The organism is Bacillus litorisediminis (genome assembly GCF_022808645.1).
Lineage (GTDB): Bacteria > Bacillota > Bacilli > Bacillales > JC228 > Bacillus_BF > Bacillus_BF litorisediminis.
In genome coordinates, this window is the sequence record NZ_JAKZKT010000023.1 from 1 (window position 1) to 25,401 (window position 25,401).

The 25,401-nt window shown below is 37.9% G+C and carries 31 protein-coding genes; 22 read left to right on the top strand and 9 right to left on the bottom strand.

All coding sequences use genetic code 11. From position 1 onward, the window contains the following. Nucleotides 1-166 precede the first annotated feature (166 nt). Together MLE14_RS12740 and MLE14_RS12745 are read right to left on the bottom strand one after the other, a co-directional pair. Complete coding sequence (locus tag MLE14_RS12740; RefSeq protein ID WP_243298763.1) at nt 167-817, bottom strand: hypothetical protein; 651 nt, start codon at nt 815-817, stop codon at nt 167-169. A gap of 136 nt (nt 818-953) precedes the next feature. Beyond that, on the bottom strand, nt 954-1,565 hold the full coding sequence (locus MLE14_RS12745; RefSeq protein WP_243298764.1) for a CPBP family intramembrane glutamic endopeptidase: 612 nt from the start codon (nt 1,563-1,565) through the stop codon (nt 954-956). Between the two features lie 173 nt (nt 1,566-1,738). Here MLE14_RS12745 and MLE14_RS12750 point away from each other — a divergent pair, with 173 nt between their 5' ends. Continuing rightward, entirely contained in the window at nt 1,739-1,852 is a 114-nt protein-coding gene (locus MLE14_RS12750) for a DUF6254 family protein (protein WP_243298765.1), read from the top strand. 94 nt (nt 1,853-1,946) lie between these two features. Here MLE14_RS12750 and MLE14_RS12755 read toward each other — a convergent pair whose 3' ends face one another. Next, the gene (locus MLE14_RS12755) at nt 1,947-2,132 is read right to left on the bottom strand and encodes a YkvS family protein (RefSeq protein WP_243298766.1); all 186 of its coding nucleotides are present in this window, start codon (nt 2,130-2,132) and stop codon (nt 1,947-1,949) included. A gap of 204 nt (nt 2,133-2,336) precedes the next feature. On the opposite strand from MLE14_RS12755, the gene MLE14_RS12760 reads away from it, so the two are divergent. The 4 genes from MLE14_RS12760 (at nt 2,337) to ptsP (ending at nt 5,594) form a co-directional block, all read left to right on the top strand. Then, on the top strand, nt 2,337-2,531 hold the full coding sequence (locus MLE14_RS12760) for a hypothetical protein (protein ID WP_243298767.1): 195 nt from the start codon (nt 2,337-2,339) through the stop codon (nt 2,529-2,531). Between the two features lie 251 nt (nt 2,532-2,782). Then, complete coding sequence (locus MLE14_RS12765) at nt 2,783-3,370, top strand: cell wall hydrolase (protein ID WP_243298768.1); 588 nt, start codon at nt 2,783-2,785, stop codon at nt 3,368-3,370. A gap of 239 nt (nt 3,371-3,609) precedes the next feature. Then, entirely contained in the window at nt 3,610-3,876 is a 267-nt protein-coding gene (locus MLE14_RS12770; RefSeq protein ID WP_243298769.1) for a phosphocarrier protein HPr, read from the top strand. Beyond that, nucleotides 3,876-5,594 (top strand): phosphoenolpyruvate--protein phosphotransferase, encoded by a 1,719-nt coding sequence (gene ptsP, locus MLE14_RS12775; protein ID WP_243298770.1) that lies wholly within the window; start codon nt 3,876-3,878, stop codon nt 5,592-5,594. Before MLE14_RS12770 ends, ptsP begins: the two co-directional genes overlap by 1 nt. Nucleotides 5,595-5,735: 141 nt before the next feature. On the opposite strand, the gene MLE14_RS12780 is transcribed toward ptsP, so the two are convergent. Next, complete coding sequence (locus tag MLE14_RS12780) at nt 5,736-6,407, bottom strand: GNAT family N-acetyltransferase (protein ID WP_243298771.1); 672 nt, start codon at nt 6,405-6,407, stop codon at nt 5,736-5,738. A gap of 123 nt (nt 6,408-6,530) precedes the next feature. On the opposite strand from MLE14_RS12780, the gene MLE14_RS12785 reads away from it, so the two are divergent. Both MLE14_RS12785 and MLE14_RS12790 read left to right on the top strand, forming a co-directional pair. Continuing rightward, on the top strand, nt 6,531-7,394 hold the full coding sequence (locus MLE14_RS12785) for an NAD(P)-dependent oxidoreductase (protein ID WP_243298772.1): 864 nt from the start codon (nt 6,531-6,533) through the stop codon (nt 7,392-7,394). A gap of 77 nt (nt 7,395-7,471) precedes the next feature. Then, a complete protein-coding gene (locus MLE14_RS12790; protein ID WP_243298773.1) occupies nt 7,472-7,648 on the top strand; it encodes a hypothetical protein in 177 nt (58 codons plus the stop codon). An 818-nt stretch (nt 7,649-8,466) separates the two neighbouring features. Here MLE14_RS12790 and MLE14_RS12795 read toward each other — a convergent pair. After that, on the bottom strand, nt 8,467-9,618 hold the full coding sequence (locus tag MLE14_RS12795) for an aminotransferase A (RefSeq protein ID WP_243298774.1): 1,152 nt from the start codon (nt 9,616-9,618) through the stop codon (nt 8,467-8,469). A gap of 168 nt (nt 9,619-9,786) precedes the next feature. Here MLE14_RS12795 and MLE14_RS12800 point away from each other — a divergent pair, with 168 nt between their 5' ends. Both MLE14_RS12800 and MLE14_RS12805 read left to right on the top strand, forming a co-directional pair. Next, the gene (locus MLE14_RS12800) at nt 9,787-9,936 is read left to right on the top strand and encodes a hypothetical protein (RefSeq protein ID WP_243298775.1); all 150 of its coding nucleotides are present in this window, start codon (nt 9,787-9,789) and stop codon (nt 9,934-9,936) included. Nucleotides 9,937-9,999: 63 nt separating this feature from the next. After that, nucleotides 10,000-10,437: a chemotaxis protein CheW gene (locus MLE14_RS12805; protein WP_243298776.1), complete on the top strand. Its 438-nt coding sequence runs from the start codon at nt 10,000-10,002 to the stop codon at nt 10,435-10,437. Between the two features lie 59 nt (nt 10,438-10,496). On the opposite strand, the gene MLE14_RS12810 is transcribed toward MLE14_RS12805, so the two are convergent. Both MLE14_RS12810 and MLE14_RS12815 read right to left on the bottom strand, forming a co-directional pair. Beyond that, nucleotides 10,497-10,982, bottom strand: a complete 486-nt coding sequence (locus MLE14_RS12810; protein WP_243298777.1) for a YkyB family protein — start codon at nt 10,980-10,982, stop codon at nt 10,497-10,499. A 205-nt stretch (nt 10,983-11,187) separates the two neighbouring features. Further along, a complete protein-coding gene (locus MLE14_RS12815) occupies nt 11,188-11,451 on the bottom strand; it encodes a hypothetical protein (RefSeq protein WP_243298778.1) in 264 nt (87 codons plus the stop codon). Nucleotides 11,452-11,563: 112 nt separating this feature from the next. On the opposite strand from MLE14_RS12815, the gene MLE14_RS12820 reads away from it, so the two are divergent. Together MLE14_RS12820 and MLE14_RS12825 are read left to right on the top strand one after the other, a co-directional pair. Next, complete coding sequence (locus MLE14_RS12820; RefSeq protein WP_243298779.1) at nt 11,564-11,941, top strand: fluoride efflux transporter FluC; 378 nt, start codon at nt 11,564-11,566, stop codon at nt 11,939-11,941. After that, the gene (locus tag MLE14_RS12825) at nt 11,931-12,293 is read left to right on the top strand and encodes a fluoride efflux transporter FluC (protein WP_243298780.1); all 363 of its coding nucleotides are present in this window, start codon (nt 11,931-11,933) and stop codon (nt 12,291-12,293) included. The genes MLE14_RS12820 and MLE14_RS12825 overlap by 11 nt, the downstream gene beginning before the upstream one ends. Nucleotides 12,294-12,340: 47 nt before the next feature. On the opposite strand, the gene MLE14_RS12830 is transcribed toward MLE14_RS12825, so the two are convergent. Further along, nucleotides 12,341-13,207 (bottom strand): metallophosphoesterase, encoded by an 867-nt coding sequence (locus MLE14_RS12830; protein WP_243298781.1) that lies wholly within the window; start codon nt 13,205-13,207, stop codon nt 12,341-12,343. Between the two features lie 256 nt (nt 13,208-13,463). Here MLE14_RS12830 and MLE14_RS12835 point away from each other — a divergent pair, with 256 nt between their 5' ends. Further along, nucleotides 13,464-13,685, top strand: a complete 222-nt coding sequence (locus MLE14_RS12835; RefSeq protein WP_243298782.1) for a hypothetical protein — start codon at nt 13,464-13,466, stop codon at nt 13,683-13,685. A gap of 12 nt (nt 13,686-13,697) precedes the next feature. Here MLE14_RS12835 and MLE14_RS12840 read toward each other — a convergent pair whose 3' ends face one another. Beyond that, nucleotides 13,698-14,429: a C39 family peptidase gene (locus tag MLE14_RS12840; protein WP_243298783.1), complete on the bottom strand. Its 732-nt coding sequence runs from the start codon at nt 14,427-14,429 to the stop codon at nt 13,698-13,700. 98 nt (nt 14,430-14,527) lie between these two features. Here MLE14_RS12840 and MLE14_RS12845 point away from each other — a divergent pair, with 98 nt between their 5' ends. The 10 genes from MLE14_RS12845 (at nt 14,528) to MLE14_RS12890 (ending at nt 25,390) form a co-directional block, all read left to right on the top strand. After that, complete coding sequence (locus MLE14_RS12845) at nt 14,528-15,748, top strand: EAL-associated domain-containing protein (protein ID WP_243298784.1); 1,221 nt, start codon at nt 14,528-14,530, stop codon at nt 15,746-15,748. 132 nt (nt 15,749-15,880) lie between these two features. Continuing rightward, nucleotides 15,881-16,117: a hypothetical protein gene (locus MLE14_RS12850; protein ID WP_243298785.1), complete on the top strand. Its 237-nt coding sequence runs from the start codon at nt 15,881-15,883 to the stop codon at nt 16,115-16,117. Nucleotides 16,118-16,327: 210 nt separating this feature from the next. Next, complete coding sequence (locus tag MLE14_RS12855) at nt 16,328-16,966, top strand: DUF3993 domain-containing protein (protein ID WP_243298786.1); 639 nt, start codon at nt 16,328-16,330, stop codon at nt 16,964-16,966. 188 nt (nt 16,967-17,154) lie between these two features. After that, nucleotides 17,155-17,601, top strand: coding sequence for a cyclic-di-AMP-binding protein CbpB (gene cbpB, locus MLE14_RS12860; RefSeq protein WP_243298787.1), 447 nt, complete (start codon nt 17,155-17,157; stop codon nt 17,599-17,601). 119 nt (nt 17,602-17,720) lie between these two features. Further along, a complete protein-coding gene (locus MLE14_RS12865; RefSeq protein WP_243298788.1) occupies nt 17,721-18,578 on the top strand; it encodes a LysR family transcriptional regulator in 858 nt (285 codons plus the stop codon). Between the two features lie 61 nt (nt 18,579-18,639). Next, nucleotides 18,640-19,350 carry a 2,3,4,5-tetrahydropyridine-2,6-dicarboxylate N-acetyltransferase gene (gene dapD, locus MLE14_RS12870; RefSeq protein ID WP_243298789.1) on the top strand — a complete coding sequence of 237 codons (711 nt, stop codon included), beginning with the start codon at nt 18,640-18,642 and terminating at the stop codon, nt 19,348-19,350. Between the two features lie 65 nt (nt 19,351-19,415). Then, nucleotides 19,416-20,549, top strand: a complete 1,134-nt coding sequence (locus tag MLE14_RS12875) for an N-acetyldiaminopimelate deacetylase (protein WP_243298790.1) — start codon at nt 19,416-19,418, stop codon at nt 20,547-20,549. 387 nt (nt 20,550-20,936) lie between these two features. After that, complete coding sequence (locus tag MLE14_RS12880; protein ID WP_243298791.1) at nt 20,937-22,691, top strand: ABC transporter ATP-binding protein; 1,755 nt, start codon at nt 20,937-20,939, stop codon at nt 22,689-22,691. Between the two features lie 126 nt (nt 22,692-22,817). Beyond that, entirely contained in the window at nt 22,818-24,584 is a 1,767-nt protein-coding gene (locus MLE14_RS12885) for an ABC transporter ATP-binding protein (RefSeq protein ID WP_243298830.1), read from the top strand. Between the two features lie 143 nt (nt 24,585-24,727). Then, nucleotides 24,728-25,390, top strand: a complete 663-nt coding sequence (locus tag MLE14_RS12890) for a potassium channel family protein (RefSeq protein ID WP_243298792.1) — start codon at nt 24,728-24,730, stop codon at nt 25,388-25,390. The last annotated feature ends 11 nt before the right edge of the window (nt 25,391-25,401 follow it).

A 25,401-nucleotide genomic window follows, 5' to 3' on the forward strand; every position in this document is an offset into this window, starting at 1 on the left:
TGGTCTCTTTCAATATTATTGTTTCTCGTCATCATAATCCATCACCTCTAGATATCTCATTATAAATATTGTAAATCAAAAAAGACTGTAGGCAAACTCGATATTATCGAGTTTGTCTACAGTCTGATAGGAAGACCTTTTTATTCAAGAAAGGTCTTCCTATTTTTTATTCTGCTGGAACAATAGTTTTTGCCATTTCCAGAAAAGCGTCCCTGTAGTCAGATGAAGGTGTTGTAAACATGGTAATCTTCCATTGGAAGTCTCCCTTTTTAATATAAGAAGTTACCGTTTGTTCGTTGTTACTGGCTTCTAGTTTGATCGCATCTGGAAGTTCCACATTTTCACTTGATTCATCGTGATTCACAACATCTGTAACAACAGCCAGCTGATCAGTAGTAGTTTGTATTAATTGCTCTATATTGACGGTTTTGTCAATCAGCTCTATTCTCATAAAAATAGAAGAATCGTCATTCAGGTATAAAACATCTTTTCCTGGTTCTTCCGAATCCAGCGTAAATCCAGGCAAAACTGATAAAGAGTAAGGCTGTTCAGGACTGCTGATTAAGGAAGCAGTTTCAGAGACCTCACTGCCATTAAATGTATAAGTAAGAGTTTTAGAATTCTCTTCTTCATTTGTATCAGCATCCGGCTCTTCAGCTGCATCAGTTTCTTCAGGATTTTGGGCAGTATTCTCATTTGCTGATGGATTTGTTGTATTTGCAGGCTCTTCCTCAGGTGCAGTACTGCTTGTCCCACATGCAGTGAGTATAACAGATGTTAGAAATAATACCCCAAAAATGTGATTGAATGGTTTCATGCAAGTTCCTCCTGCTGATAATATCTTTCTTTCTCTATTGTAGAACAAAACGATGCAAATGGGGATGCTCGTTTTAACTTTTGATTGTATTGACCTATAAATTAGTAAAATATGTTAAATTTTTCAGTGGTCAAAATTATACAGGAAGATACCAAAAAAGCAGGAGATCGAAAGTCAGATGTGACACTATAAGCAGCGGCATACTTTTTTTCCAATGGTATAGGATATTCCAATATATTCCTGCTCCAATGGCAGCCACTACTAGTATCCATGCTTCTGCATAAATTTGAACAGATGCATAGAGCAGACTTGAAGCCATTATACTATAAATGAGATTGGATTGTTTTTTTAGCTTGGAAAAGACATAGCCTCTCCAAAATATTTCTTCACCTGGCACTACAAATAGGATTAAAGCTAAATACTGCCAGATATTGTTTGGGGCATAATCCCGATAAAGCTTTGCCACATCACGTACGCTTGCTGAATCCAAAGCCTCTAATACAAAATAACCCAAGTAAAATACTCCAAATAGGAGCAGACCTGAAGCCACTCCATATGCTAAAAATAAAGCTGGTGAAAGCTTATCTTCAACCCGGCTATTCAATATCGCATAACTAATCAGGACAAGGGAGCTGGCTGTAAACATGTACCAAAAAACATCCTCATCTTTATAGGTAAAATTTAATAGAAGATGAGCACTGATGACACCGATAAATAGTTTAATTAGTTCCCTTCTTTCTATCTGCATTGAATCCTCATCCTTTCTACAAATACAAAAGGGTTCTATCTATTGAATGTTTTTGTCGATTATGTAAACGATACATAGTGGAGGTGAACCTCCTGTTAACATATAAACGAAACAAATCCCATTGTACCATAAAATCGGGTGGCATCAGGGAATTTTGATGAAGGGAGAAAAATATGACATTTCAAAAGAATGAAAAAGAGAGAATGTGGAATGTGAGAAAGCAATCACAAAACCCACATGGAAAAGTGAAATCATTTAAAGAGCTCGGAAAAGACACGTCAAAATAACTCGGGATATTTTCATGTTCCAGACAATAATGATAAAGGTAAGATAGCCTAGAAAAAGAGGAGAGAACATCATCTCTCCTCTTTTCCATTGTTATCAAAGACTTTCTTTTAGAACTTTATAATTTTTATGATTAACCACGGTTTTTTGTTCTAACTCCAAATCTCTATAGTTACCCATATAGGTTAAATCGACAATTACTGAGTTTTCATTTACTTTCTCTACAATTCCTCTTAAACCGTTCCGAAATTCTATTAAGTTCCCTACTTCAGCTTTTTTCAATAAAAATCTCTCCCTTTTATCTTCTATATCAATAGACCATCTTATTTACACATTAAGGCATAAAGTTATACAGTAATTAGGGGACCCCCTTATAGAAGGTGGGTAAGAAGTCTTATCCATATTTTGCATGATTTTATATCATACGTAAAGGATTTTTCTGAAATTTTCCTAAAATAAAAAACAACTATTGAGAGGATGAGAGAGATGGATCCAAAACAGGTGAATAATTTACTTGAAGAATTAAAAGCGGGAGAGAGAAATGAAATAAGGGTGGAGAAAGACGATTTCATGTCTTTTCGGGAGGTATTGGTAAAAAGAGAGGATTTTAAACATTTTAGAGGAGTGGCTCTGCGAGGTGGAGGGGTTATATATTACTATACCCAGGAACCAAGGAGCTAGGGTAGGAAGAATAAGCAAAATATCGGAATCTAGCAATTTACATAGTGCTGTAATATAAATTTAATAGTTTGTCTTTTTGTTGAAACATTGACAAAAAAGCCGGAACATACAGGGTACATCTATACTTTGGCGTTATAGATCTGGCTTATCCAAGGAAGAAATTACTGACAAAGCCAACTTTTAGTTAATGAATCGACTCTATGAAACTGGTAGCCTATCATTGTAAGAATATTCTGTGGAGGAGAAACATCATGAGAAAGCTTGGATTAACCCTACTTCTTTTAGGAGCTGCAGTGCTGGGATTTAACACCAGTGCATCTGCTCAAAGTAATATTCATGTAGTTCAAAAGGGAGATACACTTTGGAAAATAAGTAATACATATGGTGTATCTTTATTACAAACTATGAAACTCAATCATATTACGTCACCTTTGATTTATCCTGGTCAGAGAGTAACTCTTCCAACCGGAATTACAAGGGAAGAATTAGATTTATTAGCAAGATTAGTTCATGCGGAAGCAAAAGGCGAACCATATGCGGGAAAAGTTGCTGTTGCAACAGTTGTATTAAACCGTGTTGATCACCCTGATTTTCCGAATACAATAAAGGGTGTTATTTATGAAAAGTCGAATGGTTATTATGCCTTTTCACCTGTAGCAAACGGGCAAATCAATATTCCGGCTGATGCTGATGCTTATCGTGCAGTTAAAGAAGCGTTAGCCTTTAGAGGACAAGGAAGCGGATCACTTTTCTTTTATAATCCTGACAAAACTACGAGTCAATGGATCCGTTCAAGAGAAGTAACGGTGACAATAGGAAATCATGTTTTTGCCAGATAAATGAGGACTGCAGCCCGCACATACATAGATGTGCGGGTTTTTTAACGAATGTTATTGAACAGAGCATCATTAAAAGATGTGGTTGAATCAAGAAATAGAATAATTTTTTGATGCGTATACTATTTACGAATCTACATAAAAAATATTCAGAAAAGCAACAAAATAAGACATTAGTTGACTAACGTATAAAAGTTGTATAATTTAAGGGCATGATACTTTTTAAAGGAGAATGATGAAAGATGGTAGAAAAAACATTTACTATTACAGCAGATACTGGGCTGCATGCAAGACCAGCAACCCTTTTAGTTCAAGCAGCAAGTAAATTTGATTCTGAAATTCAGCTTGAGTATAAAGGCAAAAAAGTGAACTTAAAATCAATCATGGGTGTTATGTCACTAGGTGTAGGTAAAGGTGCGTCTATTACCATTAGTGCTGAAGGAAGTGACGAACAAGAGGCGATTAATTCTCTTGAAGATACTCTCAAAAAAGAGGGCCTTGCCGAATAATGCCAAATATTTTAAAAGGGATTGCAGCATCAAGCGGCATCGCAATTGCGAAAGCATACAGATTAGTTGAACCAAATCTGGATGTCTCCAAGAAAACAATTGAAAACACCCATGATGAAATTGAACGCTTTCAAAATGCTATTAGCCAATCCACTACAGAACTTGAAGCACTTAGAGACAATACGAAAAAGAAGTTAGGTGCAGATAAGGCTGCTATTTTTGAAGCACATCTTTTGGTTGCGAATGACCCTGAATTTTTGGGACCAGTAAAAGAAAAGATAGATGCAGAAAAGGTAAATGCTGAATTTGCACTGCAAGAAGTTTCCGCTATGTTTGTTTCCATGTTTGAACAAATGGAAAACGAATATATGAGAGAGAGGGCAAGTGACATCAAAGATGTTACGAAAAGGATTCTTGCACACTTGCTCGGAGTAAAACTGCCTACCCCAAGTTTAATCGCTGAAGAGGTTATTGTGATTGCGGAAGACTTAACTCCGTCAGATACGGCGCAGTTAAATAAAGATTTTGTAAAGGGATTTGCCACCGATATCGGCGGGCGCACATCACACTCTGCAATTATGGCCCGTTCGTTAGAAATTCCGGCAGTCGTCGGGACAAAGGAAGTTTCCAAAACTGTTGAGAATGGAACCATAATAATCGTTGATGGCTTAAATGGTGAAGTCTACATAGATCCGACACCAGAAGTTATTGAAAAGTATAAACGCGATCAAGATGCCTATGAAAAGCAGAAGCAAGAATGGGCCAAGCTTGTTAACGAAAAAACCGTTACAGCAGATGGACATCATGTTGAACTAGCTGCCAATATTGGAACGCCAGCTGACCTAAAGGGTGCCCATGCAAATGGGGCGGAAGGAATTGGTTTGTATCGTACTGAGTTTCTATATATGGGACGGGATGAACTGCCAAGTGAAGAGGAACAATTCGAAGCCTACAAAACGGTTTTAGAAGGTATGGAAGGCAAGCCGGTTGTTGTACGAACCCTTGATATTGGCGGGGATAAAGAGCTGCCTTATTTGAATCTGCCAAAAGAAATGAACCCTTTCCTTGGTTTTAGAGCAATCCGGCTCTGCCTCGAAGAACAGGATCTATTCAGGACTCAACTTAGGGCTTTATTAAAAGCTAGCCCATACGGCAATTTGAAAATCATGTTTCCAATGATTGCAACAATTGATGAATTCCGCCAGGCGAAGTCAATCTTGGAAGATGAAAGTAAGAAACTTATTCAAGAGGGTATTGAAGTATCTGACAATATTGAAATAGGAATCATGGTAGAAATCCCATCTACTGCGGTATTAGCTGATCAGTTTGCGAAAGAAGTAGATTTCTTCAGTATTGGTACTAATGATTTAATTCAATATACTATGGCGGCTGACCGTATGAATGAGCGGGTTTCCTATCTGTATCAGCCGTATAATCCTTCTATTCTTAGATTGATTAAAATGGTGATTGATGCTGCTCATGCAAATGGAAAATGGGCAGGCATGTGTGGAGAGATGGCTGGAGATGAAAAGGCGATTCTCATTTTGCTTGGTTTAGGATTAGACGAATTTTCTATGAGTGCTACCTCCATACTGAAGGCACGTTCATTAATTAAAAAACTATCTTTAGCAGATATGAAGCAATTAGCTGATAAAGTTCTCCAAATGTCATCTTATGAAGAAGTAAAGCATGAAATTGAGCGAGCTATCAGTTTGTAATCAAAATGTAATCAGAAAAGGGTTTCCTTTGTAACAATTGGGGAATAGAATAATAAACACAAGGATAAAGTTGCTTAATATTTTCTCATTCCCCCCTTTTTTGAAAGCCGGCTGTTTAGCCGGCTTTTGTTTTTCTATTCATTACTCAGAATAAAATGGATTCTTCCATTCCATCAATAATCCATAGTTATGGGACTCTTCGTCCTCCAAATAGTTTTTAACGATATGAATCGGCATCCTGCCACACCGGAGTAAGAAGGATATAACAGGATCAAAAATTTCTCCTGCCACAACCTTTTCTACATATTGTTCAATCGTTAGCTTATCCGCATAACGGTAAAAATAAGGAAGCCGCCCTCCTCCGAGTAAACGTTCAAGATTTAACTGTATCACCGTTTCATACATAGCATGCATAAGCCATTTTCCAAGTCCAAATTTACGGTAGGAAGGGCGAACGCAGATATCTACTACATATAGGGTTTTTCCATTTGGATTATGATTTGAAATATATCCATTATCGGTTGCTTCTGCCCAAGTATGATTAGGATGGGATGGATCAAAATCGGTGAGAAGACCTGTCATCGAACCTACAATCATTCCATCCATTTCTACGCATAGGGCACCGTCAGGAAATAAATGAGTATGGTTGTGCAATTGATCAAGATTCCACCAGAGTTCAGATGGAAAGGGTGGAGGAAAAGCTTCTCTTTGTACATCGATTAAGCCATCAAAATCTTTTTTCTGATAGGTTCTAATCACAGCTTTCTTATTTTCCTTACCATTCCAAACGTAAAGTTCTTTTCTGTAAGCCATCTTAAAAAAACACCTCCAAAACTAATAACTAAACAGAACCTGATATGATAAGATAAAGTTGTCTTACCATATTTTCGCAAAATTTTTCTCGATTCACCAGAAAAATATGAAAAGAGGGATCAGATGAGAAGGATTGGATTTATAGGGTTAGGAGTTATGGGGCAAAGCATGGCCAACCGTTTGCTAAATGAATACGGAGAACTATTTATTTATACAAGATCAAAAAATAAAGCGGAGACATTAATTGAAAAAGGTGCTTCATGGTGTTCTTCACCTAAAGAAGTGGCGGGTCAAAGTCAACTTATCATTACGATGGTAGGATACCCTAAAGATGTAGAGGAATTATACTTGGGTGAAGAAGGTCTAATCAAACATGCCCAGCCTGGAACTATTTTTATTGATATGACCACATCAAAGCCCGAACTAGCCGAGCGAATTTATCAGGCTGCGAAAAATTCCGGTCATTCCTCACTAGATGCACCGGTTTCCGGCGGAGATATTGGGGCTAGAGAAGGCACTCTTTCGATAATGGCAGGCGGAGATAAAGCTACTTTTGAGGAGGCTTTGCCAGTTTTACAAATTATGGGCAAAAATATCATGTATCAAGGGGAAGCAGGAAGCGGACAGCATACTAAAATGTGTAATCAAATTGCAATAGCCACCAATATGATCGGGGTTTGTGAGGCATTGGTTTACGGTCAAAAAGCTGGGCTAGACCTAGAGCAAGTATTGAAAAGTATCTCAGGAGGGGCAGCGGGAAGCTGGTCTTTATCAAACCTCGCACCGAGAATTTTATCCAATAATTTTGAACCGGGTTTTTATATCAAACATTTTATTAAGGACATGGGCATTGCACTTGAGGAAGCAAGGCGGATGGAACTGAACTTGCCAGGGCTTTCCTTAAGCTTAGATATGTATCAATCGTTAGCAGAAAAGGGCTACGGTGAAAAGGGAACTCAAGCCTTATACAAATATTGGGATATGTAGAAGGCTATACATTAGATAGGTGTATGCATAAGGGCAAAATCTCTCCGCAAACTAAAACTTGAGGAGGGATTACGTAAATGGCCAAACGAAATAAGAAAGATGATCCAGAGCAAAAAAATAAGCAGGGATTTGATTCAGCAGTCAGCGATGTTGAATTTGGCAAAGAAATGGGTAGTGCAGAGGCAAATAGACTGCACAAAGAAAAAGCTAAACAGGTAAGAGAAGCTGAACGAAGAAATGGCGATTTATCATAATAAAAGGAGCAGCAATTAGCTGTCCCTTTTATTTTTTGATAAGGAAGAGTAAAATTTTGAGGTTGCACGTGATAAGCTTTTTTCGGACATTGGATCCTTTATTTTTGAATAAAAGTTTGGCGGATCCTCATTCCGTTATTAGAACGAAAACCTGCACTTTAGGGGCGGAAGCGGATTCTGATTCCGCTATTCGTACAAAATCGATCAAATATGACATGAAAATAGGCAAATAACGGAACCAGGAACCGGAATCATGGTCCAAACAAAGAATTTTGAAATAATAGCGGAATGAGGATCCGTAAAAAAAGTTTGCGCGGATCCTCATTCCGTTATTAGAACGAAAACCTGCACTTTAGGGGCGGAAGCGGATTCTGATTCTGCTATTCGTACAAAATCAATCAAATATGACGGGAAAAAAGACAAATAACGGAACCAGGAACCGGAATCATGGTGCAAACAAAGAATTTTGAAATAATAGCGGAATGAGGATCCGTAAAATAAGTTTGGCGGATCCTCATTCCGTTATTAGTACAAAAACCTGCACTTTAGGGGCGGAAGCGGATTCTGATTCCGCTATTCGTACAAAATCGATCAAATATGACAGGAAAATAGGCAAATAACGGAACCAGGAACCGGAATCATGGTCCAAACAAAGAATTTTGAAATAATAGCGGAATGAGGATCCGTAAAAAAAGTTTGCGCGGATCCTCATTCCGTTATTAGAACGAAAACCTGCACTTTAGGGGCGGAAGCGGATTCAATGTCCGCCAAACATACATAAAAAACCGAGTTATTTTACTCGGTTTTTTATACAAATATTAGCGTGCACGTGCTCCCGCCAAATATGCCTTAATGCCATTTAATCCTTTTTTAAGCTGAGCCATCGAACAGGCGTATGACATTCGAAAATACCCTTCCCCAAGAGGTGAGAAGGCATCCCCAGGTACGACGGCAACCTTTTGTTCACGAAGGAGGTTGGCAGCAAATTGAAATGAAGGCTCGCCATTTGGAATCGGAACAAAAAAATAAAAAGCTCCGTCTGGCAGCACAACCTCAATCCCCATTTGGCTTAACTCCTGATAGCAATAATCTCTTCTTTTTTGATATTCCTCCCGCATTGGCAGTGCATCATCTATGCCGTTTGTTAATGCCTCTAAAGCTGCCATTTGGGAGATTGAGGTGGCACAGCTTACATTATATTGATGGACTTTTAGTATATGCTGTACGATCTGTTCCGGGCCAAACAATAGGCCAATCCTCCAGCCAGTCATGGCATGGGATTTAGACAGTCCATTAATCAGGATTGTTTGATCTTTCAGAAATTGTGAGATCGAAACATGGGTTCGTCCGTAGGTTAGCTCGCTATATATCTCGTCAGCGATTACGAATATATTTTTCCCCTTTAATAATGAAGCAATAGCTCTTAATTCATTTTCATCTAAACTGACTCCAGTCGGATTGGACGGGTAAGGCAAGATAATACATTTTGTTTGATCCGTTATGTATGTTTCAATAATATCCGCAGTAAGCTTGAAACCATTTTGTCTTACGTCCGCATATATGGGCTGACCGCCGCTTAATTGGACGAGCGGTTCATAACCGGGATATACAGGTCCAGGTAAAATAACCTCGTCCCCTTTATTTAAGATTGTTCGCAAAGCGATATCAATAGCTTCACTAGCGCCGACCGTTACAATTACTTCGTTTTCATTATAATCAAGCTTGTATTTTTGTTTTACAAATTGACAGGCTGCTTTTCTAACATCTAATCTTCCTGCATTGTAGGTATAGGTTGTGATATTCTCCTCAATTGCCCTGATTGCTGCCTTTTTGACGTGATCTGGCGTTGGAAAGTCAGGTACACCAATTGTTAAAGAAACAACATCCTCATATTCAGTAACTAAATTAAAAAACTTTCGGATCCCAGAAATTTGTATATTCTTTACATTCTCATTGATAAGTGTTTCCAAAGATGAACATCCTTCCATATGGATCTTTTGTTATTTCATTTTACTTAATTTAAGACTCCTTGTCATTGTTTTGGGTGAACCGTTTTTTCCGATTCCTTATTGAAAAATTGGATAATTCTCTTTAATGAGGAAATGATAGTTTTTACATAATAAAAAGGAGTGGGATATATGAGTAATCGAAAAGAAGGAGATTTTCAATTGAGTTACGAATCTGATGGTAAAATGGGGAAACAGCAAAAATTAAAAAGAGAGTCAAAAGTAGAAAATAAAAACAAAGAAGAGGAATTTTATTTTAATGTAACGCAAAATAGTGAATGATTTCTATGTTCTCCTCCCATTTCGTGATATAGTAAAGGTAATAAATGGGGAGGAAAGAAAAGAATGGCACAATTGATTCCGACTAGTGAGGCTGTTAAAACTATAGAAATCGTAGAATTTACAGTTGGGAATAAAACATTAGGTGTTATGATAGACGCTGTTCAAGAAATTATTCATTATAGCCCCGTTACACCTATTCCTTTAGCACATCCTTTTATAAAAGGGCTGGTGGCGGTTCGCGGAGATGTACTGAGTGTTTTAAATCTAGAAGTAATTTTGAATGAATCTTCCACATTCAATTCTAAACAGGAAAAAATGATTGTTCTTCAATGTTTAAATCATAAATTAGTGATTCACGTTGACCAGGTGACAGAAATTAAAATTTTGAATAAGACTGATCTGAACAAATCACAATCTCCATATATGAACTATGAAATTGAAACAAATACTGGACCGCTCTATATTTTAGATGTTGAAGATATTCTAACAGAGATTAGGTAAGAATAGGGCAAATGGCTGTAAAGGTAAAACAACCGGAAAAGACAGTAGTCCTTTCCGGTTTATTTTTTTCTTGATATGGGGCCATACGATTCGCCAAGTCTTTTAAAAACAGGCTTTTGGTAACCCTTTCTTGCTTTTTGGTACAGTACATCCAGATTTTCCTTAATGCCTGTATAGGATTGGAGAACCTTTTTAGCCGTGTTGAGTGACATATGAACTTTAGGATTTCTTATAGAGGAATTTAACTCACCTAAATGAGGTAAAGTTTGAAAGTCTTCTTTGGATGGAGGTATATGAAAAGTAAATTCATTACATTCAACGAGGACATCCGATTGCTGCTGACTGTATTTTGGATTATTTGAAAAATGTAATCCTATTTTCTGAGCTTTCCCTTCTTTTATTAATTTGATTAAGGCTTCTTGTTTTAATTTGTATAAATATTTATTATTAGTAGCTGTTTTTGCATGCCGGTTCACGGTAAAAATAGCCTTGGCTATCGTATGGGGTGTCAGCGTGAACGGCTTCGAGTCTGTTGACCTTTGCAAGCGATTAATCTCCTTTCTTATATTTAAACATTGTTTTCTATCCTAATAAATAGATAACATCTGATTTTTATTATACCGTGATTCTTCTTTTATGCAAAGGCAGTTTACAGTTATTTATTTTATAATAAATAGAGGCCATCCCATTGGAAATTCAAATGGAGATGGTCCCTATAAAATAGATTTTCTACTGTATAATCATTAATCTTTAAGAATAGATATTGATTGTTTCTTGAACGGGATAGCCTCCGCCCCCGCCGTAGTATGGCCCATAGGCAGGGTAGGCAGGAGGATATACTGGCGGATACGGATAAGGCGGATAATATGGCCGATAGAAAAAAGGGGCAACCGCTAATCCGGCCAGACCGCCTAAAACAAATGGGAAAAATGGAAAAAAACGAGTGTCATGCTGGCTTCGGCGGAATGATGGATAAACAAATTGAGGATGCATATATCTGTAAACGGAATGCATGTATTCTACCTCCTCTCTTTTCAGACGAATCTTACTTTAGTGTATGGAATAAGGTTAGTCTCGCGCCTGTCCCCTATGAATACGGGCAATCTGCCTAAAGAGGTGAATTCTATTGGTTCGCATAATTGCTGTTGGTGTTGGCGGTGGGATTGGAGCATTAACACGGTTTTGGATATTAGATCCATCAGCCATATTTCCGTTTTCTACCTTACTAATCAATATAATTGGGTCCTTTTTAATTACCTTTTTTACATATGTATGGCTTGACCGCGAAATCATTAAAGCCCTATTGACAACTGGATTTTGTGGGGGATTTACAACTATGTCTGCCTTTTCGGGGGAAGTGTACGCTCTCTTCAGCATTGATATTTGGATCGCTTGGCTCTATATTTTATTGTCTGTAGGATTGGGCATAGCAGCTGCAGTAGCTGGAGAGAAAGCAGCTCGCCTTGTGAAAAAACAATTCAGGGGCAGTCCTCATGTCTCTTAGTCTATTACTTCTCATCTTTATAGGCGGGTTTGTTGGAGCTGTTGCTAGAGATAGAATCATTCAATGGATGCAAAATCTGAAAAACCGCTTTGCGGGAACAGTGTTTGTTAATAGTACTGGCTCTTTTTTATTAGGTGTATTCAGTCATTTAATGGATTCATCCGGTTCGATTTGGGGAGTAGTGATCAGTACTGGAATAATTGGTTCGTATACGACATTTTCCACATATAGCCATGATGCTTACAGCTTGTGGAAGGGAAGAAAAAGTGTTTTTTGGATGTATGCAGCAGGAACGATCATTTTGAGTGTAGCCTTTTTTGGGGTTGGACGATTCATTGCAAGTAGCTTATAGAAAAAAGAGCAATGGATTAGCTGCTTGGCCATTCATTGCTCTTTTGATTATTCGCTTTCAAGCTGGAATACTGTAATCTCTGGTCTGGATAAAAAGCGGAAAGGAAGTCTTGTTGTTCCTAAACCCCGATTTACATAAAGCGTTAGATTCTGATTTTTGTTAATCTCATAAAATCCATCATAATATTCTTCCCCAAAAGGGGGTTTTACCAGCGCACCTATGAAAGGGATTTGTACCTGGCCGCCATGACTATGTCCGCTTAATTGAAAGTGAAATCCAAATGTCGAGGCTGTATCGGCTAAATCAGGTGCATGTGATAAGAGCAGTTTAAACGTATCTGCACCCATTTTATCGGTAATAGCCTGGAAGTCAGGTGTTCCTAACATTGGATCGTCAAGTCCTGCCAGATAAAAAAAATCTGAATTTTTAGCGATCGTAACAACTTCATTTTGTAATAGGGTAAAACCGGATCGTTTCATAATTTGACCATATAGGTTTGTCCCATATCCGCCATGGTCGTGGTTTCCGTACACAGCATACTTACCTAGCGGAGCGGTTAATGATTGAAGTATGGGGATGATTTGTTCTGAATAAGGATAGTTTTGGGGCTCGTCCATCAGATCGCCGGTAAACACAATAATATCCGGCTTTAAAGCCATTATTTTATCCGCAGCTAATGTAAGGTCTTGCAGTTCATAGTGAAAACCTAGATGAGTATCGCTAAATTGCACGATTTTAGTTCCTGTAAATCCCTGCGGAATTGATTGTTTTTTAATGGAATATGAATTTATTTCTAGCCAATAGGGTTCCAAATGTTTGGCATAATAATAACCTCCTGAAATGGAGGCAATCGAAGCACCTACGGTTTTAAATCCGTTTTTTAAAAAGCTCCTTCTCGAAATCTTTTTTTTCATGATAAATCCCAACCTGAAATTCTTTTATTATGAATCTGTTACAAATTACATCAAAGCCGACAATTAAATTGAAACGAACACTTGAAAGTTGTCTTGCTTATATTTCTTAATACTATCAGAGTCTAATGAAAATGGAAATTGTCATTATTATCCTCTTGTTAAAATAAAATTGCTATTACTTAAACTTTGACAAAAAGACCAATTGTCCTTTAAAGTTTGTATAACTGCTATTTTAATAGCTTTAGGGGGAGCCAAAATGAAATCTCAAGCTAAAATGGAAGTACTCGTTTTGCCAACTGTTAATGGTACTGTTAAAGTATGGGTTTATGGCTACCAAAGAGCTGGTGATTTTGGGAAAGCAATTGCTGTTTATGGCAGTACTGCGGTAACGGCAAAAGGATATAACCGAAAAAAAACGATTATCAGATCCTTAACAAAGTTAAATCAATTGCTGATCGATCAGGAAAACGGTCTATAATAAAGCCGTCAGCTACTTCTTGTAACTGACGGCTCTTTTTTCTAAAGCTTCCCAGGATTGAATAAATTGCTCCTTATTTACTTTTGCTTGTTTTACTCCACTTAGAGGGTCGTTAAGGTAAACATTTTCTTGATCATACCCGACTAATACTACAACATGAAGATCCAAGGGTGTTTTGATAGTTTTTCCCTGATGGTCCCAGGATTCCCATCTGTTTGGCAGTTTGTAATCACCTGTTGTCCAAATCACAATAGGAAAACCTTTCCCTACATGAGTTAATAAAGAGGAAAAGGGCATGTTCGTAAGATTAATGGCTTTTCCTTCTAAATATTGGTTAATCAAATCTTCAATAGGCTCATCAAACACCGCATATCCCATTTTCTTTCCAGTCATATCTCCAACAAAACCTTCTGCAGGATTTCCCCAGCTGACAATATCTTTGCTATTCATTACAATCGGGTCAGGATCTTTACTTACTTGCTTGTATAGCTCCATTTTATTAACAGGAACCCCTGCATATTGAAGTATCATCGCAGTACTGGTTACTTCACATCCGTATTTTAATTCTGGGTTTTGTTTAATTAATGGAACATCCAGCATAATCTCTTTTTTAACTTCTTCTTGTTGGACTAATTTTTTTGGTTCATAATTTATTGTATAGGATGTAGCAACATCATGATTGGCGAGATGTTGCTGGCATCCAATGAGCGGAATAAAAATAAATAAGAAGATCAACCACTTCATAAGGTAAGACCTCCCCTAAACTACCGCTTATATATAGAGTGGTCTGATCGAAAGAAATCCATGATGAATAAGTTTTGGAAGAAAAGGGTGGAAATCAGATGAATATTGACCCTCTTGATATAATTTCAAATTTGGATCATTTAGTTCCTTTTTATGAACCATTCTTTAGCGCTGAAGACCTTCAAATTGTCGGATATGAGGCAGTTGGAAAATTTATAAAAGATGATACTGCTTTTGAAATGGATTCCTTTTTTATGGATCAGCAAATACCGGAGGAGTACCGTCTCGAGGCTTATATTCATTTAATGAATCGGGCTATGGATCATTTAATCCAGGAAAAACAATCCGGATTTTTGGCTTTTAGAATGGATCCTGCTATCCTGCTTTATGATGTGGAAGAATCCATTATTAAAACAGTTCTTTCTAAGCAACACGAGGGCTTTTTTCCATCTCAAATTATTTTTGTTTTGCCGGAGGAAAGTCTAAAAGGGATTGAAGGTTCAATTGAACACTCGGTTCAATTTTTCAAAACCTTTGGATTCCGGATTGCGATTGAAAATGCAGAATCCAGCGGCGTGAGGCTAGAGAGGATTGCACCTTTATCACCCCATTTTATTCGGGTTCATCTTTCATCATTAAAGTCACAGACAGGCACGATTGGAATCGATGAAACAATCTATGCGCTTAGTTCATTTGCCCGAAAAATAGGGGCTACCTTAATGTTTGACAAGATTGAAATGGAGCATCAATTAATGTTTGCCTGGAAAAATGGAGGCAGGTATTATCAGGGGCCATTATTGGCAAGGGCCTCTTCCGCATTTGAGAAGAAAGATAAAAGTAAAGAGCTTCTTAAGAAGGAATTATCCAGGTTTATGTCATTTGAAAAGAAAAAACTCGAGGCTTTAAAAGCACTGGAAACAAAGCTTTATGAAGAATTAAACGGTTTATTGGACAAATACAAAAATAATCATGACTTTGAAGAGCTGATCCAAGAAGCAGCTGCTCTTCTAAAGGAACGTGCATTTAGGGTGTATGTCTGTGACGAAGATGGGTATCAGCTGTCATCCAATTTGCTTAGACAGGGCCAAAAGTGGATTCATCAAATGGAGTATCTTCAAAAAAATTGGAGCTGGAGACCTTATTTTCTTGAAAATGTATTTAAAATGAGCCATTCCAAACAAGGTTTACTGTCTGATTTGTATAGTGATATTGAAACGGGGGAATGGATTCGAACTTTTTCGATCCCCATCACTAATCGTTCCTTTTTATTTATAGACTTGTCCTATTCATTCCTTTTCGATGAGGAAAATTTACTTTAAACTGCCAAAAATTTAACAGGGTAATGGAACCGTTGCGGTGGAAAGGTAAGTTTAAAGAAAAATCCGATTTAATATTTTGGGAAGTACAGAAATGCTCACCAATAATTCCCCATTATTAGGAGGAATGAAAATATGTCAAGTTTTATGCTGATTTTAACTCTAGGCGCTGTAGTCATTTCGATTTTTGCGCTGGTGTACACGTATTATGTAGCCAGACAGCAAAGAGTTCTCAGAGGAGAGGTAGACAGTAAAATAGGTGAAGATGTTCAAGATCATCCGTATGCGAGAAATCCTGTATTTTTGGCGTATCTTATTTTTGGCGGCTTAGTTTTACTGTTCATTTTATTTTTTGCTTACCAATACTATTGATCATAAAATCCCTCGTCTTTCCTGTACTGCGAGGGATTTTATTTTTAAAGAACTTTTTTACAGTACTAAACATATTTCTACATTTTTCCATCAATCCAAGGTAGTTTTTTGTTAAAAAATAGCGTGAATTTACGAACGATTACACGTCAATCCCTGCATTTTAGTTGATACAATTTTGGTACAACCCTTGAGGGAGATGATGAATAAAAAATGAAGAAAAAAATTGCTGTTGCGATCATTGCCGTATGTATGTGTTTCATCAGCGTAGAAGCTGGAGCAGAAGCGCGGCTTAGCAGAGGACAAGCCATCACGCTCGTTCAAGATACATTTTCCGCACAAGTCTCATTATCTGAAAAACCACGGACGATAGAAGAGGTAATTGCAATATTGGATCCTTACGCAACCTCTGAATTCAGACAGTCCTTTTTGGAAGCAAATTTAGTCAATGTAGACGGGAAATATCAAACATTTGGATCGGACTTTGCCCCTTTCTATATTCCCTTTTTTGCTTTTAATCAAGATACAAAATTTGCTTTAGCAGATAAAAAAGCATATGTTTATGAGATGTTTGCCGCAAACTCAGATGGACCTGTCAAGTATAAGGAAGGATTCCGCGGAGTTGAATTGCAATTAACCGAGGACGGGTGGAAGGTTCACAACATTTTATCACCAGAAGAAATGTTGCCTGTAATTGAAAAAATAGGAAATTATATGCAAGATTCTTCTAAATGGAATCTGCCGAGTATGCACCTTGCGATTCAAACCCCTGCAGTCATTCCTTCTGTTTATTTTGTTCCGTTTTTTTATTCATCGCTGGTGTTAAGCCACTTAAGTATTGGATTTCTGTAAAGATGTTCAAGATTTATGCTTTAATAAAGAACAATCACCTCGAGCAGTAACGGCTAGAGGTGATTGTTTATTTATGTCTGTTTTATTGCAATCATGTTGCTAAAAAAGGGATGAGTTTTGAGAAGAAAAATAATAGATATTATGTTACACTGTTGTTTGAAGACATTAAATGTAGGGAGTCATGCGAAATGATCAGTCTTCATAGCAGTGAATTTTCAAAGAATACATTAGAACAATTATTAATACCAGCGGAACGTGTTGCTCACGTTCAAATTGGCAATAGCCTTGAACATGCTTTACTTGTTTTAACAAAAACCGGTTATACAGCAGTTCCGGTATTGGATACAGCTTATAAATTACATGGACTTATCAGCACACCTCTTATTCTGGACCATATTACCGGTATTGAAAGAATTCAATTTGAAAATTTAGATCAATCAAAAGTTGAACATGTCATGAAAAAAGAAATTCCTCGGATTCATACAAACGGCCACTTTCAAAAGGCACTCTCTTTATTAGTTGATCACCCTTTTATATGTGTAGAGGATCAAGATGGATTTTTTATAGGGATTATTACGAGAAGAGCCTTATTAAAACAGCTTCAGAAAAATATACGGCAAATAAACGAAACCTGACAAGCGGCTCCGACAAAAATGGAGCCGTTTTCTATACTTTGTGATAAGCGCAACTAGCAATCTTCAGCGTTTTAAGGCTTGGCGCTAGCCAAGTTTTCTTTATGGAAGGAAGAGGGCAAATGCATTTTTCGGATTGTAAGCTTTTAAGTGTGCTGGCTCAAGAAATGAATATGAGAAAGGCTGCAGAAAAATTGTTTGTTTCGCAGCCTGCGCTATCTCAGCGTCTGCAAACAATTGAAAAGGACTGGGGCGCACAATTATTTATAAGATCCCAAAAAGGATTAACCCTCACGCCGGCAGGGGAAAAAGTCGTTGAATATGCCAATATGGTAATCAGACAAGAAGAAAAAGTACGTGAAGAACTTTCTTTATTAGAGTCAAAGGTGTTTGGGACCTTAAAAATTGCCTGTGCAACTATCGTAGGACAGAACTGGCTTCCGCAAATTCTTAAAAGGTACGTAACGAAATATCCTCAAGTTAAAATTTCATTAATCACAGGCTGGAGCAGCGAAATATTAAAATCTGTTTACGATGGAGAAGTACATATTGGAATTATCAGAGGAACCCCAGACTGGAAAGGAAAGAAAATGCATCTCTTTAAGGATCATTTATATTTGGTGGACAAAGAAATACAAAGTGTAGATGAGGTGCTAGAGACAGAGCGTCCTTTTATTCAGTTTAAGAGTGATTCGAATTATTATCAGGAAATTCAGGATTGGTGGCATCGCCAGTTTCAGTCAACTCCGAAAAGAACCATAGTTGTGGATCAAATCGAGACGTGCAAGCAGATGACTTATAATGGGATTGGCTATGCGATATTGCCGGAGATTACATTGCAATCTTATCAAGAGGAGATTTCTAAAATTCCTCTTCTCGATGAGAATAACCATCCTTTAGGACGAGATACATGGCTTTTAGGTTATGATGCAGCCTTTGAACTAAAACAAGTGCAAGCCTTTACCCAGATGCTAAAATAGTTGTCTGACCAATCTTTCTTTGATAAAGTAGACCATAGTACATAATAGGAGGAATACATACATGAAAATGATGGATGCTAACGAAATTATTTCTTTTATTCAAAATAGCAAGAAATCAACACCTGTAAAGGTGTATGTAAAAGGAGCTTTAGAAGGGATTAACTTCGGGGAGTCTTCAAAAAGCTTTATAAATGGCAACACTGGGGTTGTTTTTGGAGAGTGGGCTGAAATTGAAGCCGCTTTACAGTCAAATCAAGATAAAATTGAAGACTATGTAGTAGAGAATGATCGCCGCAACTCAGCGATTCCTTTACTCGATTTAAAGAATATTAAAGCGCGTATTGAGCCTGGTGCCATTATTCGCGATCAAGTTGAAATCGGCGATAATGCCGTTATTATGATGGGAGCAAGCATCAATATAGGTGCTGTTATTGGCGAAGGTACGATGATTGATATGAACGTTGTACTGGGCGGAAGAGCAACAGTCGGAAAGAACTGTCACATCGGTGCAGGCTCAGTCTTGGCAGGTGTAATCGAGCCGCCTTCTGCAAAACCGGTCGTCGTCGAAGATGATGTTGTGATTGGCGCCAATGCAGTTGTTCTAGAAGGAGTTACCGTAGGAAAAGGAGCTGTAGTAGCAGCCGGAGCAATTGTAATTGAGGATGTCCCTCCATATACAGTTGTAGCGGGTACTCCAGCAAAAGTTATCAAAAAAATTGACGAAAAAACAAAATCAAAAACAGAAATTAAACAAGAATTGCGTCAATTGTAATCCAAGAAGGCAGCGCGGGAAATTTTTCGCGCTCCTTCTATTTTTAAATAGGGGAAGGGACTCATATGGACGAAAAACTGAAGCAGCAATTTATTTCGATTAGACGGGATCTTCACCAAATTCCAGAAAAAGGATTTGAAGAATATAAAACGCAAAAGTACTTAATGAACTATTTACAGGAGCTGCCGGCCGAGCGATTAGAAATTAAGGTCTGGAAAACGGGTATTTTTGTAAAAGTAAAGGGCCTCAAACCTAACAAAACATTTGGTTATCGCGCTGATATGGATGGACTCCCAATGCAAGAACTGACCGAACTTCCCTTCTCATCCCAGCATGACGGCATGATGCATGCATGCGGACATGACTTTCATATGGCGATTGGTCTCGGAGTATTAACTGCCCTTGTTTTTAATCCGATTCAAGACGATGTAGTATTTCTCTTTCAACCCGCAGAAGAAGGGCCAGGCGGAGCTAAGCCAATGATCGAAAGTGATATATTTGCCCAGTGGCGGCCGGATGAAATCGTGGCTCTGCATATTGCTCCGGAATACCCTGTCGGAACAATTGCGACAAAACCAGGGCTTTTATTTGCTAACACCTCTGAGCTGTTTATTGATTTAAAAGGAAAAGGGGGACATGCTGCTTACCCTCATCATGCCAATGACATGGTCGTGGCAGCCAGTCAGCTCGTTTCTCAATTTCAGACGGTCATTTCCCGCAACATTGACCCATTAGATAGTGCGGTTATTACTATTGGTAAAATTACAGGCGGTTTCGTTCAAAATGTCATTGCCGAAGAAGCTCGCCTTGAAGGCACAATTCGAACATTGTCAGAGGAATCTATGGGAAGAGTGAAACAAAGAATTGAAGCGATTGTGAAAGGAATTGAGGCAGGCTTCGAATGCAAGGCAGCTATTGATTACGGAAGCATGTATCACCAGGTTTATAACCATGAATTATTAACACAGGAATTCATGAATTTTGCCAATGGCCATGTGGAAGTCATTGAATGTAAAGCAGCTATGACCGGAGAAGACTTTGGATATATGGTGAAAGAAGTGCCTGGCTTTATGTTTTGGCTCGGTGTAAATAGCCCCTATGGATTACATCATCAAAAATTAAACCCAAATGAAGAAGCAATTGAAGTGGCTATTTCTCTTTTGACGTCCTATTTTTCGTTTAAGAGTCAAAGTTCATGAAAAAATGGCCGCTGAAATAAAACGACTAGTCCGTTGGGCTAGTCGTTTTTTATAACAGGGAGAATTCGCAGATATTGTAACGATATCCGTTGAAAAAGCTCAACAAGTTGTTAAAAATAAAGCAAAAAATCCCGATAAGTAGGGAAGGGAGATATGGATAAATTCGCTAGCCTTCATAAATTCCCTTATTTCTCATACTAAAGTTGTAGTAAAACTGCTTTCAAAGTTGGTTGTGATCATCGAATCAAATGTCAAAATTAATAAAAAGGGAGCAAAAATCAAAATTAGAAAAAAATTCTTGCAAAGGGGTAGCCAAATATTTCGAAACCCGATATATTTATATTTACGTGTTAAATATTTACTTTTCATCATGAGAGGGGGATTCACTTGGATATTTTTAAAAAGCTTAAGAATTTTTATTGGCCGTACAAAAGTCATTTTATTATTTCAATCATTTTCCTTTTTGTACTGACCGCTATTACGGTGATCTATCCGATTATCCTTCAATTAACCATCGACGAAGTGGTTTTGTCGGGGAAATACGAATGGGTTCCGTATTTGGCAATAGGGTTTGTTCTGATTATGGCTATTAAGGGAATCGCTACTTATATTCATCAATACCATGGCGATCTTTTTGGAATTAAATCCGTTTTTTCTTTAAGAAATGAACTGTATGAAAAGCTGCAATATTTACCGTTTAAGTATTATGATAACGCAAAGACAGGAGATCTAATGTCAAGATTAACGTCCGATGTTGAAGGGTTTAGATTTTTCCTTTCATTTGGATTTGCTGAGCTGCTGCGTTTCATTTTGCTTGTATCTGTTAGTTTCTCAGTGATGTTTTATTACTCACCAGCCTTAACATTTGTGACATTAGCTACCATTCCTTTCCTTGCCTTTGCTGTGTACCGTTTTGACAAGCGAGTTCATCCGGCTTTTCGAGGTATTCGTAAATCAATGGGGAAGCTGAATACTCGCTTACAGGAAAATATTAGCGGGATCAACACGGTTAAATCACTGTCAAGAGAAGAGTTTGAAATTGACAGATTTAATGTCTCAAATGCGGATTACAAGGATAAGTATTTATTCACCTCAGATATTTGGGCTAAATTTTTCCCGTTTATGGAGGTATTAGGGAATGCCAGTATCGTTTTAATGTTAGGGTATGGAGGCTACTTAGTTATAGACAACCAAATGGATCTGGGAGAGCTTGTTGCTTTTTACAGTTTGCTAGGGTATATTATGTGGCCGATTATGAACCTTGGATTTACAGTCAATATGTTTTCTCAAGCAAAAGCCTCAGGGGAGAGATTATTGGAAATATTAGATGCACCTAATGATATAAAAGAAATTCCGGAGGCGATCCACGCAGACCGTCTTGATGGAGAAGTAGAATTTCGGAACGTCACATTAAAGTATGCTGGGGATCATCACCCGGCACTATCTGATATTTCCTTTCATGTTTATCCAGGGAAGACTATTGGACTGATTGGGGGAACCGGTTCTGGTAAAACAAGTATTACTCAATTGATTACTAGATTTTATGAACCAATAGAAGGGGAAATATTAGTAGATGGAAGGAACGTAAACCAATATACGCTGAAATCCCTGCGTCACAATATTGGATTTGTTCTCCAAGAACCTTTTCTTTTCTCTTCTAGCATTAAAGCTAATATTTCATATGGAAAACCAGAGGCAACTATGGAAGAGATTATGGAAGCCGCCAAGCGTGCTCAGGCACATGATTTCATTTCCGAGTTGCCAGATGGCTACGATACGATTTTAGGAGAACGTGGTCTTGGGCTTTCAGGCGGTCAAAAGCAAAGGATATCAATTGCCCGTGCGATATGTCTGGATCCAAGTATACTGATTCTTGATGACGCAACCAGTGCGGTTGATATGGAAACTGAATTTGAAATTCAAAAGGCGCTAAAAGAAGTAATGAAAGATAGAACCACTTTTATCATTGCCCACCGTATTTCTTCCTTAAAGCATGCGGACGAGATTCTTGTATTAGATGAAGGAAGAATTGTAGAAAGAGGGCGGCATGAAGACCTTATAAAGAATAACGGACCTTATAAACGGATATTTGAAATTCAATATAAAGATCAGGAAGCAGTTCTTCAATCACAATCAGGGTGAGGTGACAACAAGTTGAGTACTCAGGCAGAACAAAAATATACAAAAAATAATAAGGACCACTTAAACAGGAAGGGAAATAATGTCCATCCTAATGCCTTAAAACGTTTTCGCTATTCACAGGACTTGGTGATTGAAAAGCCATTTAACTGGTCGCAGATGTGGAGACTATTAGGTTATTTGAAACCTTATTCAAAATCGTTAGTCCCCCTTTCGATCATCGTAGTATTAATAACAACAGCGATACGTCTGTTTATTCCGGTGATCATTGGAGTCTACATTTTAGAACAGGCGATTACCGAGAAAAACAGCAATTTGCTGGCAACTCTTGTCATTAGCATAACAGTTATGTACCTGATTTCTTACGCGGCCAATATTTTAAGAATCAGATGGCTGAATCGGTTAGGGCAGCAGGTAATTTATGACTTAAGAAAGCATCTCTTTACTCACGTACAAAGTCTATCGCACCGTTTTTTTGATCAGCGTTCGGCAGGGTCTATATTGGTAAGAATCTTAAATGATGTCAATTCGCTGCAAGAATTGTTTACAAATGGGATTATCAATCTCTTAATGGATTGCATCATGTTAGTCGGAATTGTTGTGATTCTATTTACTCTAAGCCCGCCATTGGCTTTAGCCGTAATGATTACAGTTCCTATCATGTTTTTTATATCAACAAAGCTTAGAAGAAGTATCCGCCGGTCTTGGCAAACGGTCAGACACCGTCAATCAAGCCTAAACTCACATTTGAATGAAAGTCTTCAAGGAATTCGTGTGACACAGTCTTTTACACAAGAAAAGGAAAACATGGCATTTTTCGATGGTGTGAACACAGATAACTATGAGGCTTGGAGAGTGGCTACACAAAAAAATGCTACCTTCAGACCGCTCGTAGAAATGACGAATGCAGTCGGTACAGCTATTCTCATTTGGTTTGGGGCTGCTTTAATCAGCAATGGACAAATCTCAATTGGTGAATTTGTATCCTTTGCCTTTTATTTGGGTATGTTCTGGGAACCTATTTCTAGACTAGGTCAGGTTTATAACCAGCTTCTTATTGGAATGGCCTCATCCGAGCGGATCTTTGAGTTTTTAGATGAAAAGCCGCTCATTGATGAAAAGGAACAAGCGGTGCAATTGTCCGATATAAAAGGGCATATTCAATTCGAAAATGTGGAATTCTCGTATGATCAAAAACGTAAAGCTTTAAATGGAATCAATCTTGAAATGAAGGCAGGCCAAACTGTAGCATTAGTAGGGCATACGGGTTCTGGGAAAACTACCATTGCGAATTTAATCAGCAGGTTTTATGATGCAACAGGCGGAAAAGTAAAAATCGATGGCTATGACATTCGGGATATTTCCGTAAAAAGCATAAGAAGTCAAATTAGTATCGTTCTTCAGGACACATTCATTTTTTCAGGCACAATCATGGAAAACATTCGTTTTGGCCGTCCAGATGCTACAGATGAAGAGGTTATCGAAGCAGCAAAAGCAATCGGAGCTGATCCTTTTATTCAAAAACTTCCAAACGGCTATTTTACGGAAGTAGAAGAACGAGGAAATGTTTTATCAGTCGGTGAAAGACAGCTTCTATCATTTGCACGTGCTTTATTGGCTGACCCGAAGATATTAATCTTAGATGAAGCGACAGCAAGTATAGATACAGAAACAGAGGTAAAAATTCAATATGCTTTAAGAACTTTACTGAAAGGGCGAACTTCCATCATCATTGCACACCGATTATCCACAATCCGTGAAGCTGATCAGATTTTTGTACTTGAAAACGGACATATTATTGAATCAGGCAATCATGATCAGCTCATGATGAAAAAAGGGGAATATTACGGATTAATAAGTGCACAATTTAAAATGCTTAATGCTTTAAGCTCATAATGTAAAGCCTTCTAAACTCTATGAATGGGATTAGAAGGCTTTTTTGCCTGCAATAAACTAGACTAATAAAATCCTCTACAAAGTCTAGGTCCATTTGTGTTAAAATGGCTTATAAGTCGTACACTTGACTTGGAGGAAACAAAATGAAAAAAGAATTTGTTGTCATTGGACTGGGACGATTTGGTGGAAGTATTGTCCGGAGCCTGGTCGAGCTGGGAATGGAAGTCATGGCAATAGACCGGGATGAAGATAAGGTTAATGAATATTCTGCGATAGCCACACATGCAGTCGTAGCAGACAGTACTGACGAATCGGTTATTAAAAGTTTAGGGATTCGAAATTTTGACCATGTGATAGTTGCCATTGGGGATGACATTCAATCCAGTATTTTAACAACGTTAATTTTAAAAGAACTGGGTATCAAAAATATTACAGTTAAAGCTCAGAACGATTATCATGAAAAGATTGTTCGCCGGATTGGAGCTGATCATGTCGTGCATCCGGAGCGGGACATGGGCAGAAGATTAGCAAATAATATCGCGTCTAATAGTGTTCTTGACTATTTGGAGCTATCCGATGAACATAGTATCGTTGAAATTGTTGCAAGCGAAAAGTTAGACGGAAATACCATTCTTGATTTAGACATCCGGGCAAAATACGGAATTAATATTGTCGCGATTAAGAGGAATAACGAAATTATTGTTTCCCCTCAAGCTAATGAAGTCATTTTGAGTGGAGATATATTGATTGTTATTGGTGCAGACAATGATATAAACCGTTTCGAGAAAAGGGTCATTCAAGATTAAATGAAAAAAGC

Excerpts from the sequence above, each read along its gene's own strand:
- MLE14_RS12740 (WP_243298763.1), bottom strand. The coding sequence starts at position 817 with ATGAAACCATTCAATCACATTTTTGGGGTATTATTTCTAACATCTGTT.
- MLE14_RS12745 (WP_243298764.1), bottom strand. The coding sequence starts at position 1,565 with ATGCAGATAGAAAGAAGGGAACTAATTAAACTATTTATCGGTGTCATC.
- MLE14_RS12750 (WP_243298765.1), top strand. The coding sequence starts at position 1,739 with ATGACATTTCAAAAGAATGAAAAAGAGAGAATGTGGAATGTGAGAAAG.
- MLE14_RS12760 (WP_243298767.1), top strand. The coding sequence starts at position 2,337 with ATGGATCCAAAACAGGTGAATAATTTACTTGAAGAATTAAAAGCGGGA.
- MLE14_RS12765 (WP_243298768.1), top strand. The coding sequence starts at position 2,783 with ATGAGAAAGCTTGGATTAACCCTACTTCTTTTAGGAGCTGCAGTGCTG.
- MLE14_RS12770 (WP_243298769.1), top strand. The coding sequence starts at position 3,610 with ATGGTAGAAAAAACATTTACTATTACAGCAGATACTGGGCTGCATGCA.
- ptsP (WP_243298770.1), top strand. The coding sequence starts at position 3,876 with ATGCCAAATATTTTAAAAGGGATTGCAGCATCAAGCGGCATCGCAATT.
- MLE14_RS12780 (WP_243298771.1), bottom strand. The coding sequence starts at position 6,407 with ATGGCTTACAGAAAAGAACTTTACGTTTGGAATGGTAAGGAAAATAAG.
- MLE14_RS12785 (WP_243298772.1), top strand. The coding sequence starts at position 6,531 with ATGAGAAGGATTGGATTTATAGGGTTAGGAGTTATGGGGCAAAGCATG.
- MLE14_RS12790 (WP_243298773.1), top strand. The coding sequence starts at position 7,472 with ATGGCCAAACGAAATAAGAAAGATGATCCAGAGCAAAAAAATAAGCAG.
- MLE14_RS12800 (WP_243298775.1), top strand. The coding sequence starts at position 9,787 with ATGAGTAATCGAAAAGAAGGAGATTTTCAATTGAGTTACGAATCTGAT.
- MLE14_RS12805 (WP_243298776.1), top strand. The coding sequence starts at position 10,000 with ATGGCACAATTGATTCCGACTAGTGAGGCTGTTAAAACTATAGAAATC.
- MLE14_RS12815 (WP_243298778.1), bottom strand. The coding sequence starts at position 11,451 with ATGCATTCCGTTTACAGATATATGCATCCTCAATTTGTTTATCCATCA.
- MLE14_RS12825 (WP_243298780.1), top strand. The coding sequence starts at position 11,931 with ATGTCTCTTAGTCTATTACTTCTCATCTTTATAGGCGGGTTTGTTGGA.
- MLE14_RS12830 (WP_243298781.1), bottom strand. The coding sequence starts at position 13,207 with ATGAAAAAAAAGATTTCGAGAAGGAGCTTTTTAAAAAACGGATTTAAA.
- MLE14_RS12835 (WP_243298782.1), top strand. The coding sequence starts at position 13,464 with ATGAAATCTCAAGCTAAAATGGAAGTACTCGTTTTGCCAACTGTTAAT.
- MLE14_RS12840 (WP_243298783.1), bottom strand. The coding sequence starts at position 14,429 with ATGAAGTGGTTGATCTTCTTATTTATTTTTATTCCGCTCATTGGATGC.
- MLE14_RS12845 (WP_243298784.1), top strand. The coding sequence starts at position 14,528 with ATGAATATTGACCCTCTTGATATAATTTCAAATTTGGATCATTTAGTT.
- MLE14_RS12850 (WP_243298785.1), top strand. The coding sequence starts at position 15,881 with ATGTCAAGTTTTATGCTGATTTTAACTCTAGGCGCTGTAGTCATTTCG.
- MLE14_RS12855 (WP_243298786.1), top strand. The coding sequence starts at position 16,328 with ATGAAGAAAAAAATTGCTGTTGCGATCATTGCCGTATGTATGTGTTTC.
- cbpB (WP_243298787.1), top strand. The coding sequence starts at position 17,155 with ATGATCAGTCTTCATAGCAGTGAATTTTCAAAGAATACATTAGAACAA.
- MLE14_RS12865 (WP_243298788.1), top strand. The coding sequence starts at position 17,721 with ATGCATTTTTCGGATTGTAAGCTTTTAAGTGTGCTGGCTCAAGAAATG.
- dapD (WP_243298789.1), top strand. The coding sequence starts at position 18,640 with ATGAAAATGATGGATGCTAACGAAATTATTTCTTTTATTCAAAATAGC.
- MLE14_RS12875 (WP_243298790.1), top strand. The coding sequence starts at position 19,416 with ATGGACGAAAAACTGAAGCAGCAATTTATTTCGATTAGACGGGATCTT.
- MLE14_RS12890 (WP_243298792.1), top strand. The coding sequence starts at position 24,728 with ATGAAAAAAGAATTTGTTGTCATTGGACTGGGACGATTTGGTGGAAGT.